This is a genomic window from Sphingomonas sp. NFR15 (assembly GCF_900103265.1).
Lineage (GTDB): Bacteria > Pseudomonadota > Alphaproteobacteria > Sphingomonadales > Sphingomonadaceae > Sphingomonas > Sphingomonas pollutisoli.
The window spans coordinates 1,037,279-1,049,828 of sequence record NZ_FMWX01000001.1 but is presented as its reverse complement, the minus strand read 5'-3'; the positions used below and the strand labels follow the sequence as shown (position 1 = coordinate 1,049,828).

General features: G+C 66.8%; 18 protein-coding genes. 10 read left to right on the top strand and 8 right to left on the bottom strand.

The window, feature by feature from the left end; genetic code table 11:
- Positions 1-94: 94 nt before the first annotated feature.
- A complete protein-coding gene (locus BLS81_RS04920; RefSeq protein ID WP_093221342.1) occupies positions 95-595 on the bottom strand; it encodes a hypothetical protein in 501 nt (166 codons plus the stop codon).
- 106 nt (positions 596-701) lie between these two features.
- Between BLS81_RS04920 and BLS81_RS04915 the strand changes: the two genes are divergently transcribed.
- The 3 genes from BLS81_RS04915 (at position 702) to BLS81_RS04905 (ending at position 3,241) form a co-directional block, all read left to right on the top strand.
- A complete protein-coding gene (locus BLS81_RS04915; protein ID WP_093221339.1) occupies positions 702-1,931 on the top strand; it encodes an MFS transporter in 1,230 nt (409 codons plus the stop codon).
- 91 nt (positions 1,932-2,022) lie between these two features.
- Positions 2,023-2,373, top strand: coding sequence for a DNA primase (locus tag BLS81_RS04910; RefSeq protein ID WP_176787034.1), 351 nt, complete (start codon positions 2,023-2,025; stop codon positions 2,371-2,373).
- Positions 2,374-2,518: 145 nt separating this feature from the next.
- On the top strand, positions 2,519-3,241 hold the full coding sequence (locus BLS81_RS04905) for a hypothetical protein (RefSeq protein ID WP_093221337.1): 723 nt from the start codon (positions 2,519-2,521) through the stop codon (positions 3,239-3,241).
- Between the two features lie 30 nt (positions 3,242-3,271).
- Here BLS81_RS04905 and BLS81_RS04900 read toward each other — a convergent pair whose 3' ends face one another.
- The gene (locus BLS81_RS04900; protein ID WP_093221334.1) at positions 3,272-3,481 is read right to left on the bottom strand and encodes a hypothetical protein; all 210 of its coding nucleotides are present in this window, start codon (positions 3,479-3,481) and stop codon (positions 3,272-3,274) included.
- 72 nt (positions 3,482-3,553) lie between these two features.
- Between BLS81_RS04900 and BLS81_RS04895 the strand changes: the two genes are divergently transcribed.
- Positions 3,554-4,258: a Crp/Fnr family transcriptional regulator gene (locus BLS81_RS04895; RefSeq protein WP_256326066.1), complete on the top strand. Its 705-nt coding sequence runs from the start codon at positions 3,554-3,556 to the stop codon at positions 4,256-4,258.
- 21 nt (positions 4,259-4,279) lie between these two features.
- Here BLS81_RS04895 and BLS81_RS04890 read toward each other — a convergent pair whose 3' ends face one another.
- Positions 4,280-4,960 (bottom strand): RBBP9/YdeN family alpha/beta hydrolase, encoded by a 681-nt coding sequence (locus BLS81_RS04890; RefSeq protein WP_093221329.1) that lies wholly within the window; start codon positions 4,958-4,960, stop codon positions 4,280-4,282.
- A 196-nt stretch (positions 4,961-5,156) separates the two neighbouring features.
- Here BLS81_RS04890 and BLS81_RS04885 point away from each other — a divergent pair, with 196 nt between their 5' ends.
- The 5 genes from BLS81_RS04885 to BLS81_RS04865 all read left to right on the top strand — a co-directional run bounded on the left by BLS81_RS04885 (position 5,157) and on the right by BLS81_RS04865 (position 8,266).
- On the top strand, positions 5,157-5,906 hold the full coding sequence (locus BLS81_RS04885) for a TlyA family RNA methyltransferase (RefSeq protein WP_093221327.1): 750 nt from the start codon (positions 5,157-5,159) through the stop codon (positions 5,904-5,906).
- An 88-nt stretch (positions 5,907-5,994) separates the two neighbouring features.
- Positions 5,995-6,552, top strand: a complete 558-nt coding sequence (locus BLS81_RS04880) for a TspO/MBR family protein (RefSeq protein WP_176787033.1) — start codon at positions 5,995-5,997, stop codon at positions 6,550-6,552.
- A gap of 24 nt (positions 6,553-6,576) precedes the next feature.
- Positions 6,577-6,843, top strand: coding sequence for an accessory factor UbiK family protein (locus BLS81_RS04875; RefSeq protein WP_093221324.1), 267 nt, complete (start codon positions 6,577-6,579; stop codon positions 6,841-6,843).
- 108 nt (positions 6,844-6,951) lie between these two features.
- A complete protein-coding gene (locus BLS81_RS04870; RefSeq protein ID WP_093221322.1) occupies positions 6,952-7,452 on the top strand; it encodes a type III secretion system chaperone family protein in 501 nt (166 codons plus the stop codon).
- Position 7,453: 1 nt separating this feature from the next.
- On the top strand, positions 7,454-8,266 hold the full coding sequence (locus tag BLS81_RS04865; protein ID WP_093221320.1) for a pyrroline-5-carboxylate reductase family protein: 813 nt from the start codon (positions 7,454-7,456) through the stop codon (positions 8,264-8,266).
- 285 nt (positions 8,267-8,551) lie between these two features.
- On the opposite strand, the gene rpsI is transcribed toward BLS81_RS04865, so the two are convergent.
- The 5 genes from rpsI to BLS81_RS04840 form a co-directional block, all read right to left on the bottom strand.
- Positions 8,552-9,100, bottom strand: coding sequence for a 30S ribosomal protein S9 (gene rpsI, locus BLS81_RS04860; protein WP_093221317.1), 549 nt, complete (start codon positions 9,098-9,100; stop codon positions 8,552-8,554).
- The gene (gene rplM, locus BLS81_RS04855) at positions 9,100-9,579 is read right to left on the bottom strand and encodes a 50S ribosomal protein L13 (RefSeq protein ID WP_093221312.1); all 480 of its coding nucleotides are present in this window, start codon (positions 9,577-9,579) and stop codon (positions 9,100-9,102) included. The genes rpsI and rplM overlap by 1 nt, the downstream gene beginning before the upstream one ends.
- Positions 9,580-9,718: 139 nt before the next feature.
- A complete protein-coding gene (locus tag BLS81_RS04850; protein ID WP_256326065.1) occupies positions 9,719-10,711 on the bottom strand; it encodes a COX15/CtaA family protein in 993 nt (330 codons plus the stop codon).
- Between the two features lie 136 nt (positions 10,712-10,847).
- Complete coding sequence (locus BLS81_RS04845) at positions 10,848-11,384, bottom strand: AAA family ATPase (protein WP_093221306.1); 537 nt, start codon at positions 11,382-11,384, stop codon at positions 10,848-10,850.
- Between the two features lie 54 nt (positions 11,385-11,438).
- Entirely contained in the window at positions 11,439-11,924 is a 486-nt protein-coding gene (locus BLS81_RS04840) for a MarR family winged helix-turn-helix transcriptional regulator (protein ID WP_093221299.1), read from the bottom strand.
- A gap of 110 nt (positions 11,925-12,034) precedes the next feature.
- Between BLS81_RS04840 and BLS81_RS04835 the strand changes: the two genes are divergently transcribed.
- On the top strand, positions 12,035-12,463 hold the full coding sequence (locus BLS81_RS04835; protein ID WP_093221297.1) for an organic hydroperoxide resistance protein: 429 nt from the start codon (positions 12,035-12,037) through the stop codon (positions 12,461-12,463).
- The last annotated feature ends 87 nt before the right edge of the window (positions 12,464-12,550 follow it).

The window sequence follows — 12,550 nt, the reverse complement described above, 5'->3', positions numbered from 1 at the left end:
CCGCGCAACATAGTCGGTCGGGCCGCGAGCGAACACCCCGCCCGAACCACCTCCGTCCTCCCGCGCTCGCGGGCACGGGTGGGCGGAAGCTGGCCTAGCCGATCAGGATCGTTCCGTCCGCCTTGTCCGCGCCCCTTGGCGCGAGATCGAGGCGGAACGGCTTGCCCTCATCCGTCGTGCCCGACAGCCCCGATCCGTTCGGCGCGACCTTGAACCTCGCGCGCCCGAGCTTCGCCGCGAACCAGTCGCGCACGGCGGCCGGCGTCGCAGGGCTTTCGAAGCTGACCTTGACCCGGCCGTCATCGTCGCGGCCGGAACGGTCATGCCCGTCGATGTTCATGCCGCTGATCGTCGAGCCGGGGTAGAGATGCACGCCGTTCATGTCGAAGTCGCCGGCGTCGAGCTTGATCGCGGGCAGTTTGATGTTACCCGATATGCCTGGGGCGTTGAGCGCCAATTGCCCGTTGGCGGCGATGCTCGCGACGACATTGCCGTCCGCGCCATCGGCGTTGAGGGTGATGGCCGTACCGTCCTTGCCGCTGCCGCACGCGGCGAGCAGCGCAAGGGGGATGACGAGGATCAGGGGGCGGGCCATGACGCTCTCCGTGTATCAGCAGTACAATACACTATGCCGAAGTCGCGCGTCAGGTCAACGCGCTTGCGCGTGACCGGGGCAGTGATGTCGGGCATGGGGACGGTCGATGTCGATCGAATCGCCTCCTCGCACGCTCAATGCCGCGCCGATCCCGTTCTTCGAATTCGTCGCGCTGGTCGCCGCGCTGATGTCGTTGGGCGCGCTCGGCATCGATTCGATGCTGCCCGCGCTCCCCGAGATCGGGCGGCGGCTCGGCGTCCGCGACGTCGGCGGCCGTGCGCTCGTCGTCACCGTGTTCGTGGTCGGCTTCGGCCTCGGCCAGTTGGTTCAGGGGCCGCTCACCGATCGCTATGGCCGGCGACCGGTGCTGATCGGCGGGCTGATCGGCTATATCGTCTGCTGTCTTCTCGCCGGGCTGGCAGGCAGCTTCACCTTGCTGCTAGTCGCGCGCTTCGCAGGCGGGCTGGCGATCGCGGCGAGTCGTGTCGTCACCATCGCGCTGGTGCGAGACTGTTTCACCGGGCGCGCGATGGCACAGGTGTCGAGCCTCGCGTTCATGGTGTTCATGGCCGCGCCGATCCTCGCGCCGAGCGTCGGCCAGCTCATCCTGCTGGCGGGATCGTGGCGGTTGATTTTCGAGGTGATCGCCGGCCTTTCCGCGATGGTGCTGGTGTGGTTCGCGTCGCGCATGCCCGAGACGCTCGCGCCCGAGAACCGCGTGCCACTGTCGGTGCGGCAGTTGCTGCGCGGGTGGCGCGCGACGCTCGCCGACCGCGCCTCGCTCGGCTACATGATCGCCGGCATGATCGTGCAGGGCGCGCTGTTCGGGTATATCGGGCTGATCGAGCCGATCATGGAGCGCGTGTTCCACGCCCAGCATCTGCTCGGCCCGGTGTTCGCCGCGTCGGCGGGGACGATGGCGGCGGCGAACCTGCTCAATTCACGGATCGTGATGCGGCTCGGCATGCGGCGCATCTCGCAGGCCGCGCTGGTGGTGATGATACTGGCGGCGGCGGGTGGGCTGATCGCGGCGGGGGCCGGGCGCGAGGGGCTGGTGCTGTTCGTCGTGCTGCAGGCGATGGCGATGGCGGGTTATGGTCTCGCGGGATCGAACATGTCGGCGATGGCGATGGAGAATATGGGCGCGATCGCCGGCACCGCCGCCAGCCTGCAGGGATCGCTGGTGGTCACCGGCGGCGCGGTGCTGGGGTCGATCATCGCCAGCTTTTTCGACGGCACCACGATCGCGCTGCATACCGGCTTCTTCGTGGCGGGGTTGCTCGGCCTTGGCATCGCCGCGATCGTCGAGCGCGGGCGGCTGTTCCGGCCGAGCTGAAAGCGCGCCGATTTCGCGTGTGACGGGAACCGACCTTCGGTTATGATGTTGGCGTCGTGCCCCCCATTTTTCCCGGGACAGGAGAGCGAAGATGGCGATCAGCGGTGGATATCAGGTGCCCGGCGAAGGCCCGGGCGACGATGGTTATGACGAGGAAGGCTATGACGAGAGCCAGCGCGCCGAAATCCTCGAGGCGACCAGCGGCGGCCCGAGCGACGGTGCGATCCTGACCGACCTCGAACCCGATATCGCGGGCGACGAGGATGAGGACGACGAAGACGATCTCAAGATGGAGAGCGACGAAGTCGGCGGGGAGGACGATGACATCGATCAGGACGAGGACGACCAGGACGAGGACTCGCTCCAGGAGGATTTCGAGGACGATGATCTCGCCGACGACGACGATCTCGACGACGAGGACGACGTCGCGCTCAAGCCCTGAATCGTCAGGCGGAGGGTTCGAGAGGGCACGGTCGGCACCCCCGGCCGTGCCCTTCGCTGTACCGGGCATAGCCCGGTCAGAACGTTGCAGGATCGATACGAGTTGACCGGAACGGAGCCGATGACGCATCGTTAAAGGCGCGTAAATGTCATCGAAAGGCCTGCCCGTGCGCGTTGCCGCCGCTTTGCCCCTGCTCCTGATCGTCGCGTGCTCGCCGCAGACCGATGTTGCGGCCAACAATGATGTCGATATCGACGCGGCGGCGGAGCGCGCGCAGAGCAGCATAAATGCCTATCATCCGGATAGCACGCTGCCGGAGAACGATCCGGCCGCGCCGCCGCCGCCGACCGATCCGATGCCATCACCCACCCCGACGCCGACGGCGAGCGTGCCCGATGGTATCGAAGAGCCGCTCTCGCCGCCGGCGCCCGGTACGCCGGGGGGACTGCCCGATGATCGCACGCCGATCTCGGAAGCGCCCGCGGCCCCCGAGAGCGCCCAAGGCGCCGCGAGCATCGTCGAGCGCTATTACGGGCTGATCGGCGAGCGCAAATACAAGCCGGCCTGGCAGATGTGGCGTGGCGGCGGCGCCGGATCGCGGCTCACGCTCGCGGATTTCGCCGACAGTTTCTCGCCCTACAGCGAATATCACGCCAATGTCGGCGCTCCTGGGCGGATCGACGCAGGTGCCGGCCAGCGCTACGTCACCGTGCCGGTGCAGATCTATGCGCGGCTCAAGCAGACGCGCAAACCCTTCTATCAGATCGGGACGGTCACGCTCCAGCGCTCCGACGTCGATGGCGGTACGGCCGCGCAGAAGGTCTGGCATATCCAGCAGGTCGCGCTCAAACCGGTGTTCAAGCGCTAATCCGAAGCCTGGCGCTCGCGCGGTAGAGCGTTACGCCCGATCGCCGTCGTCGGGTGGTGGGAGTGGTTGCGCGTCGGTGCCTTGCGCCTGCGCTGCGCATGCGGCGGCATGGATCGAGCTTGCCGTCCGACGCGCCGCATCGGGCGTGAGCGATAGGGCGAGACCGTCCGGGCCCTCGATCAGCACTTCGCCGCGTTCGGCCGTCGCTTCCGCGGGTGTTTTTTCCGGCTGCTTGGTCATGGACGATACCTCTTGCGGGAAATAACGTGCATGGCAGGGTGGCGTTCCGGTGTTGGGGGTGTTCGAGCGATGATGACGCGGTTGTTTCTGCAGGCGCACAGAACCCCGGCGCTGACGCCGGAGGATGCCGGTGCGCTGGAACAAGCGATCGCCCGCACCGCCGAGTTCGCCGCGCGCCGTACGATCGTGCGGCCCAACGAACCGCTCAGCCAGTGCACGTTGCTGCTCGACGGCTTCGTCCAGCGCTACAAGGACACGCCCGACGGGCGCCGCCAGATCCTCGCGATCCATGTGCCAGGCGATTTCGTCGATCTGCACAGCTATCCGCTGCGCCAACTCGAACATCATGTCGCGGCGATCACCCCCGCCCATGTCGCGCTGCTGCCGCATAGCGCCATCCGCGCGTTGACGATGGAATCGGCGACGCTCACCGAATTGCTGTGGCGATCGACGATGATCGACGCGGCGATCAACCGCGAGTGGATCGTCTCGATCGGCGCGCGCCCGGCGGCGGTGCGGCTCGCGCATCTGTTCTGCGAGATGTTCCTGCGGCTGGAGCGTGTCGGGATGGTGGACGGCACGCGCTATGCACTGCCGCTGACGCAGATCGATCTCGCAGATGCCACCGGGCTGACCGCCGTCCACGCCAACCGCATGCTGCGCCAGTTGCGCGAGCAGGGGCTGGTCGAGTTCCGGCAGGGCGCGGTTGAGATTTTCGACTGGGCGGCATTGAAGCGTTTCGCCGAGTTCGACGCGAGCTACCTCTATCTCGATTGAGCGGCGGCGGGGAGCGCGGGCCTAAACCGCCCGATCGCCCAGATAATGCGCCTGTGCCGCGTCGGTCGCATTGATCGCCAGGATCGAGCGCGCTTCGCTCGGCGGGCGCGTCTTGCCGTGGCGGTCGGCCGCGGCGTGGACGACCCGGTCGAGCAGTTCGCGTCCCTCGTTCCACCAACCGATGCCGCTGGCCGCGTTGAGATGTCCCTGCGCGCCCGCATCGACGAAGTGGCTGCCCCAATCGACCGCGAGGCTGTGCGCGCGCTCGATGTCGATCCACGGATCATCCGTGCTCGCCACCACAATCGACGGGAAGGGGAGCGGTGCGCGCGGCGCGGGCGCCAGCGCCTTCAACTCTTGCTGCGCGTCGGCGCGATCGACATCGGCGGGCGCGACCAGCAAGGCGCCCGCGACAGGCCAGCCATAGGGTTGCCGGGCCAGCTCCGCCCACCACGCCACCGCGAGGCAGCCGAGGCTGTGCGCCGCCAGCACGACCGGTGCCTGCGCGGTGCGGATCGCCTGATCGAGCTTGGTTACCCAGGCATTGCGATGCGGGGTGTTCCACATGCCGAGTTCGACCCGGACGGTGTCGGGGCGCGACTCTTCCCACAGAGTCTGCCAGTGCGATGGCCCCGAGCCGCCGAGGCCCGGCACCGTCAGGATCGTCGGCTGCGCCGGATCGAAGTGCGAAAAGGTGCCCATTGTGCCTCTCCAAGAGTTGGAGGAAACGTGGCCGTCCGTCGCTCTAGGGTACGCCGGATAACCACGCTTCCCAGGCCCGAAGATATTCCTACTTAAGAGATAGGCAATAGCGCCTGCGCCGGAGCGAAGACCGGCTGCGACAGCCCGAAATCGGCGCGGTCTTTGCGTCGGTGAAGCGCCGCTGTTAGGAGGTGGAATGCCCAAGCTGCGTGCCGACCAACTCCTCGTCGATCGGGGACTCGCCGAGAGTCGCGCGCGCGCGCAGGCGCTCATCATGGCGGGGCTCGTGTTCGCCGGTACGCGCAAGATCGACAAGCCGGGGCAGGCGGTCGCCGACGATGTGGCGCTCGACGTGCGCGGGCGCGATCATCCGTGGGTCTCGCGCGGCGGCATCAAGCTGGCGCACGCGCTGGCCCATTTCGGACTCGATGTGCGCGGTGCGGTGGCGATCGACATCGGCTCCTCGACCGGCGGCTTCACCGATGTCTTGCTGACCAATGGCGCGACGCGCGTCTATGCGGTCGACAGTGGCACCAATCAGCTCGCGTGGAAGCTGCGCGAGGACGAGCGCGTCATCGTCCATGAAAAGACCAGCGCACGCATCCTGACGCCGACACACATTCCCGAACCCATCGACCTGATCGTGTGCGACGCGAGCTTTATCGGTCTCGCCAAGGTGCTCGACGTGCCGCTCGGCTTCGCGCGGGCGGGGGCGCGGCTGGTCGCTCTCATCAAGCCGCAGTTCGAGGCTGGCCGGGGCGAGGTGGGCAAGGGCGGGGTGGTGCGCGACGTCGCCGTCCATGCCCGCGTGTGCGCGGAGGTTTCCGAATGGCTGACGCACAAGGGATGGCGCATCGACGGGCTGGTCGAAAGCCCGATCACGGGACCGGAGGGCAATGTCGAGTTTCTCATAACGGGGCATCTGCCTGAGAACGACGCCGACTGACGCGGAACTCCGCCGCGCGGCGGCAATTGTGTTTCGTACCTGCAATGATACACGACCCACTCACCCGCAGGGCGTAAAGGATCGACGATTGAGCGAGATCGCGTCTAGGCAGCAGTTGAGGCTGGCGTTCCTGCGCTGGGCGATCGTCACGGTGCCGCTGATCCTGCTGCTGGGCTTCACCTCGGCGCGGATCGCGCCGGCGGGGTCGCAGAACCGCTGGTATGCGATGCTCGCGAAGCCGGCCGCGAACCCGCCCGACTGGGTGTTCCCGGTGGCGTGGACGACGCTGTACATCTTGATGGGGCTGGCGCTGGCGATGGTGATCCATGCGCGCGGATCGCGGCTGCGCGCGCCGGCGATCGCGCTGTTCGCGGTGCAACTGCTCGTCAACCTGATCTGGTCGCCGGTGTTCTTCGGCATGCATCTGATCGGCTGGGCACTGGCCATCATCGTCGCGATGTTCGTGCTGGCGCTGGCGACCACGCTGCTGTTCGGGCGCGTGCGCAGGCTGGCGGCGTGGCTGATGGTGCCCTATCTCGCGTGGATAACGTTCGCGGGGGCGCTGCTGTTTCAGATCGATCGGCTCAATCCGAACGCCGAAACCATTGCGCCCGCGTCGGCGAGTACCCAAGTCATCTCTCTGTAATCCAGCCAAGGAAGTGTTTTCATCATGCAGGCCGACAACAAAATCTTCGACGATCTCGTTAAGCTGATGAACAGCGCGGCGGGTACGATCGCCGGCGTCGGCCGCGAAGCCGAAGCGAGCGCGAAGGCGCGTGCGAAGGAATGGATCGGCGGGCTGGACTTCGTCAGCCGCGATGAGTTCGACGCGGTCAAGGCGATGGCGGCCGCCGCGCGTGACGATGCGGATGCGTTGCGCGCGCGCATCGCCGCGCTCGAAGCCAAGCTCGGCGCGGGGGTCTCGAGCGAAGCTTGACATCTTATCCACAGCTTTTGTCGGCGGGCCCGTTCTCACGGGCTTGTCGGCGTTTCGCGGCTCCGCCACGCTTGAGCATGTACCGCCTAAAGCGTAAGGGCTGACGATATGCTCGACGAAGCCGATTACGAACGCGACGACGCCGCCCCCATCGATATGCTGGAAAGTTACTTCTCGGCGCATGGCTGGGAGCACGAGCGCCAGGATGACGAGGTCATCGCCAAGGTCAAGGGAAGCTGGACGCAGTACGAATTGCGCGCCCTGTGGCGCGACGAGGACAGCGTCATCCAATTCCTCGCCTTTCCCGACATTCGTGTCACCGACGATCGCCGCAGCGCGCTGTACGAGACGGTCGGGCTCATCAACGAGCAGCTCTGGGTCGGCCATTTCGAGATCTGGTCGGCGAGCAACATCCTGCTCTACCGGCATGCCGCGATGATCGATGGTGACGGCGGCACTCTGTCGCTCGCCGCGGCGGAATTGCTGGTCGAATCGGCGATCGACGAATGCGAGCGCTTCTACCCGGTGTTCCAGTTCGTGCTGTGGGGCGGCAAGAGCCCCAGGGAGGCGCTCGCCGCCGCGATGACCGAGACGCAGGGCGAAGCCTGAGATGAGCCTTTCCGCCGCCGGATTGCCCGGCCGTATCCTGCTGGTCGGCGCGGGCAACATGGGTGGCGCGATGCTGGATCGCTGGATCGATGCCGGCGTGGTGCCCGAGAATATCACCGTGCTGGATCCGGGTGCGCCTCGGCTTCCCGCCGGCGTGAGACATCTCGCCGCGCTGCCGATGGACTACACGCCGGACACGCTCGTCCTCGCGATTAAGCCGCAACAGCTCGATGCGTTCGTGGCCGCCGTGCCGGGGCTCGCGCCGCGTCTGCTGGTGTCGATCCTCGCCGGTGTCGAGGAAGCGTCGCTGGCCGCGCGCTTCCCCGGCGCCGGAGCGATCGTGCGCGCGATGCCCAATCTGCCGGTGCTGATCGGCAAGGGCGTGGTGGCGCTCCACGGTGCCGGAGACGACGGCGAGGCGCAGGTCGCCAGCGAAGCGCTGATGCGGCCGCTCGGGCTGGTCGAGTGGATCGCCGAAGAGGCGTTGTTCGACGCGGTGACGGCATTGTCGGGCTGCGGGCCAGGGTTCGTGTTCCGCTTCGCGGAGGCGCTGGCGGAGGCGGGCGCCGCGCTCGGTCTTCCCGCCGATCAGGCTGACCGGCTCGCACGCGCGACGCTCGAAGGCTCTGGGATCATGGTCGCGTCTGCCACCGAAAGTCCGGCGACGCTGGCCGATCGCGTCGCGAGTCCCGGCGGCTCGACTCGGGAGGGTCTCAACGTGCTCGATGTCGACGCCGCGCTCAAAACACTGCTGCGCGAAACGCTGGCGGCTTCCGCGCGCCGCAACGCCGAGTTGGCCGCAGCGGCGCGATAACGCGCGGCTAACGTTCATTGCATCCAGAACCCGCGATTTTTGGCGGTCCGTTCGTCCTGAGTAACTGCCGAGTAGCCCGAAGGGCGTATCGAGGTGGTGTATCGAAGGACAGGCCACGCGCGATCACCGCGCGTCGATACGCGCTTTCGATACGGGCCGTCGGCCCCACTCAATCGCTACTCAGCAGGAACGGGTGAGGTAAGTCATCCGCTCCCAATATACTCGGAACGAAAAAAGGCGGCCCGTTGCCGGACCGCCCTTTCGCGACTTCGAGACGGGGAACGCTTAGCGCTTCGAGAACTGGAAGCTGCGGCGTGCCTTCGCACGGCCGTACTTTTTGCGCTCGACGGCGCGGCTGTCGCGGGTCAGGAAGCCGGCGGCCTTGACCGGCGCGCGCAGGATCGGCTCGTACTTGGTGATCGCCTGGCTGATGCCATGCTTCACCGCGCCGGCCTGGCCCGAAAGCCCCCCACCCTTGACGGTGCAGACCACGTCATACTGACCGACGCGCTCGGTGATGCCGAACACCTGGTTGATGACGAGGCGCAGCGTCGGACGTGCGAAATACACTTCCTGATCGCGGCCGTTGATGGTGATCTTGCCGGTGCCGGGCTTGAGCCACACGCGGGCGACGGCGTCCTTGCGGCGGCCGGTCGCATAGGCGCGGCCGAACTTGTCGAGATCCTGCTCGCGCAGCGGCGCGCGGTGGACCGGCTCGTCGATCTGGCCCGAGAGATAGGCTTCGGCCTTGACTTCGGCGGCGGCCTGCGCGGCTTCGCCCTGCTGGTTGAGCACGGCGCCGAGATCGGAAAGGGACTGGCGATTGTCGGTCATTACACGCCCACCTTGTTCTTGCGGTTCATGCCCGCGATATCGAGGACTTCGGGGTTCTGCGCGGCGTGCGGGTGCTCGGTGCCGGCAAAGATGCGAAGGTTGCGCATCTGGGCGCGGCCGAGCGGGCCGCGCGGGATCATGCGCTCGATGGCCTTTTCCAACACGCGCTCCGGGAAGCGACCTTCGAGCACCTTGCCAGCGGTGATCCCCTTGATGCCGCCGGCATAACCGGTGTGCTTGTAATAAACCTTGTCCTTGAGCTTGTTGCCCGTGAACCGCACCTTGTCGGCGTTGATGATGATGACATTGTCACCACAATCGACGTGCGGGGTGAAGCTCGGCTTGTGCTTGCCGCGCAGGACGTTGGCGACGATCGAGGCCATGCGGCCGACGACCAGACCGTCGGCGTCGACGATATGCCATTTCTTCTCCACCTCGTGCGGCTTGACCGCCTTGGTGGTCTTCATGAGCGCCTTCATGGGGCTGTGACCTCTTGTTCGAAACGAAAGGCGCCGCCCACGGATGGACGGCGCTCGGTGATGGGCTAATGTTGGAGAAGCGCGTGCAAGTCAAGCAAAACGCGGGTTTGCTGACGGGTATCATGATACCCGACGCGTTTCAGCCCCGGCGGCGCCCGATCGCATGCACGCCCCAGGTGGTGGCGATCACCAGCAGCGCGCCGACCAACTGGTGCAGCGCCGCCAGGGTGATATCCACGCCGGTCATCACCGTCGCGATGCCGAGCAGGATCTGTACGCCGAACGCGCTGTGGATCGCCACGGAAGCCGCGCGATGCCGCGCGCGCTTGGCCGCGCGCGCGAGCACGATCAACGCGGCGACCGTTACCCACGCCCACCAGCGATGGATGAAATGGACCAGCGACGGATCATCGAGCAGCAGCGTGCCGAACGGGCGCGTGCCGAGTACCTCGTGCGGGAAGAACCGCCCGTTCATCAACGGCCATTGGTTGGTGACGAGGCCGGCGCGCAGCCCCGCCATCAACGCGCCGTAGAGCAATTGCACCGCCAGCACCGCGCCCGCCAACGCGCCCAGCGCGGTAAGCCGCGCCGGTTTCGCATAGGGGTTGGCGGCGAGCGCGCGCAAATCGAGCGCGGTCCATACCAGCCCGGCGAGCGTGAACAGCGCGGTGAGCAGATGCGCGGCCAGCCACAACGGCGCGACCTCGGTCCGATCCGACAGGCCCGAACGTACCATCACCCAGCCGAGCGCGCCCTGCAGCCCGCCGAGCGCGAGCAGCGCGACGAGCCGCCAGCCATAGCCGCGCGGAATCTGCCGACGGATCGCGAACCACACCAGCGGAACGGCGAAAACCGTCCCGATCAGCCGGCCGAGCAGCCGGTGGAGATACTCCCAGAAGAAAATCCCCTTGAAGCCCGCCAGCGTCATGCCGTGATGGATCGCCTCATATTGCGGAATGCGGCGATAGTTGGCGAATTCGGCCTGCCATTGGCTTTGGGTGAGCGGCGGAATCACGCCGGTGATCGGCTTCCATTGCGTGATCGACAGCCCCGATTCGGTGAGGCGGGTGACGCCGCCGACGACGACGATCAGCACGATCATCGCGGCGACGACATAGAGCCAGCGGATCATCGCGAGCGGAACGGCCGGCCGGCCTGAGAGCGGCTTTAGCATCGCCCATGCGTAGCGGGGGAGCGCGGCGCCGTCGATCGGACAAATTGGCGCGGGCCTACCCGCGGCGTTCGCGACGATCGCCGCGTGCGGCGCGCTAGCCGATCCGCTCGCGCACGAATTGCGCCCGTTCGTCGATCGACGCCAGCGGAAGCGTGACGAGTTCGTATCCCATGCCCGAATAGGTAGCGATCATCGCATGATACGTGGTCTCGGCCTCCGCCAGCGTTTGTCTGCGCTCCGCGTCCTGCGCGAAGATGGCTGGCCAAGGTGGCGCGATGAACACGCGGCGCGCATACCGCCGCAGTTCCGCCGCGCGCAGCGTTGCGGCCGGCACCGGCAACCCGCACAGCCGCAGATAGCCGATCACGTCGGGGATGCCGCGATCGAACACGATCGGGCCGGGCGCGTTCACCGCCTCACGGTGAGACCGCATCTCCCACGCCAGCATCAATGCCGCGAACGCCTCCCGATCGTTCCAGGGCAGCGCGGTGCCGCCGATATCCACCTGATCCTGGATGATCGCCCTGCCGGCCTCCGGCATGTGGCGGATGCCGCCGGCGGCGAGAGCGTGGATCAGGGTCGTCTTGCCCGAACCGGGACCGCCCGTGATGATGTGAAGATGGTCGGCCATGCTCTCGTTGCGTGGTTCGGCGCGGTATCGGCTTTCGGAAAGGCGTGCCGCCCTTCAGATATCGGTCGTCGTGTCGGCGGACCTCAGGTTGGTGCGCAAGGCGGTCAGCGTCGTCCGCATCGTCTCCAGTTGGGCAGGGGTGATGCCGGTCGCCTTGAGAACCTGTTCGGGCAGGCACGCGGCTGCTTCGGCAAGCGCGCGGCCGGCCGGCGTGAGCGACACGCGCACCACCCGTTCGTCTTTCGTGTCGCGTCGCCGGGTGACGAATCCGGCGGCTTCCAGCCGCTTTATCAGCGGCGTGAGCGTATTGGATTCGAGGAACAGCTTCTCGCCCAGTTGCGAGACCATCTGATTGTCCTCCTGCCACAGCGCGACCATCGCCAGATATTGCGGATAGGTCAGCCCCAGCGGATCGAGCAGCGGCTTGTACACGCGGTTGAACGCCAGGCCCGTCGAATAGACGGCGAAGCACAGGAACTCATCCAAATTCGGCCCTGCGGCGGTGCCGGGTTGTCGTGCTGGGGAGGTGCGCTCGGTCATGGCCCGAATATATATCGCGCACGATTTAATCGCAATGCTTGCGCAGCGGCTGGATGTCCCTATATAATTCGCACGCGATTAAATCGTGTAACGCTAAACGGAGATGCATCATGACGATCAAGGCGGCTTACGAAGCACAGGCGACCGCGACCGGCGGCCGGGACGGACGCGCGATCACCAGCGACGGTGGGCTGGACGTCAAGCTGGCCACGCCCAAGGCGCTCGGTGGAGACGGCAACGGCAACAACCCCGAGCAGTTGTTCGCGGCCGGGTACAGCGCATGTTTCCTCGGCGCGATGAAGTTCGCCGCGTCCCAGGATAAGGCGTTGCCGCGCGTTCCGGCAGACGCCAGCGTGACCGCAACGGTCGGGATCGGCCCGCGTGAGGACAAGGGTTTCGGATTGGCCGTCGGCATCACCGTCACGCTTCCGGGCGTCGACCGTGCCGCGGCGGAGGCGCTCATCGCCGAGGCCGACCAGATCTGCCCGTACAGCCACGCGACGCGCGGCAATATCGACGTCGTGCTGACTCTCGCGTGAGGCCCGCGTCGGGCACGCTCGCAGTGGCGTGCCCGAGCGCGCCAGACGTGAACTGGGAAGTCGGCGAGGCGACCGGCGTCACCGCGC

Excerpts from the sequence above, each read along its gene's own strand:
- BLS81_RS04920 (WP_093221342.1), bottom strand. The coding sequence starts at position 595 with ATGGCCCGCCCCCTGATCCTCGTCATCCCCCTTGCGCTGCTCGCCGCG.
- BLS81_RS04915 (WP_093221339.1), top strand. The coding sequence starts at position 702 with ATGTCGATCGAATCGCCTCCTCGCACGCTCAATGCCGCGCCGATCCCG.
- BLS81_RS04910 (WP_176787034.1), top strand. The coding sequence starts at position 2,023 with ATGGCGATCAGCGGTGGATATCAGGTGCCCGGCGAAGGCCCGGGCGAC.
- BLS81_RS04905 (WP_093221337.1), top strand. The coding sequence starts at position 2,519 with ATGTCATCGAAAGGCCTGCCCGTGCGCGTTGCCGCCGCTTTGCCCCTG.
- BLS81_RS04900 (WP_093221334.1), bottom strand. The coding sequence starts at position 3,481 with ATGACCAAGCAGCCGGAAAAAACACCCGCGGAAGCGACGGCCGAACGC.
- BLS81_RS04895 (WP_256326066.1), top strand. The coding sequence starts at position 3,554 with ATGACGCGGTTGTTTCTGCAGGCGCACAGAACCCCGGCGCTGACGCCG.
- BLS81_RS04890 (WP_093221329.1), bottom strand. The coding sequence starts at position 4,960 with ATGGGCACCTTTTCGCACTTCGATCCGGCGCAGCCGACGATCCTGACG.
- BLS81_RS04885 (WP_093221327.1), top strand. The coding sequence starts at position 5,157 with ATGCCCAAGCTGCGTGCCGACCAACTCCTCGTCGATCGGGGACTCGCC.
- BLS81_RS04875 (WP_093221324.1), top strand. The coding sequence starts at position 6,577 with ATGCAGGCCGACAACAAAATCTTCGACGATCTCGTTAAGCTGATGAAC.
- BLS81_RS04870 (WP_093221322.1), top strand. The coding sequence starts at position 6,952 with ATGCTCGACGAAGCCGATTACGAACGCGACGACGCCGCCCCCATCGAT.
- BLS81_RS04865 (WP_093221320.1), top strand. The coding sequence starts at position 7,454 with ATGAGCCTTTCCGCCGCCGGATTGCCCGGCCGTATCCTGCTGGTCGGC.
- rpsI (WP_093221317.1), bottom strand. The coding sequence starts at position 9,100 with ATGACCGACAATCGCCAGTCCCTTTCCGATCTCGGCGCCGTGCTCAAC.
- rplM (WP_093221312.1), bottom strand. The coding sequence starts at position 9,579 with ATGAAGGCGCTCATGAAGACCACCAAGGCGGTCAAGCCGCACGAGGTG.
- BLS81_RS04850 (WP_256326065.1), bottom strand. The coding sequence starts at position 10,711 with ATGATCCGCTGGCTCTATGTCGTCGCCGCGATGATCGTGCTGATCGTC.
- BLS81_RS04845 (WP_093221306.1), bottom strand. The coding sequence starts at position 11,384 with ATGGCCGACCATCTTCACATCATCACGGGCGGTCCCGGTTCGGGCAAG.
- BLS81_RS04840 (WP_093221299.1), bottom strand. The coding sequence starts at position 11,924 with ATGACCGAGCGCACCTCCCCAGCACGACAACCCGGCACCGCCGCAGGG.
- BLS81_RS04835 (WP_093221297.1), top strand. The coding sequence starts at position 12,035 with ATGACGATCAAGGCGGCTTACGAAGCACAGGCGACCGCGACCGGCGGC.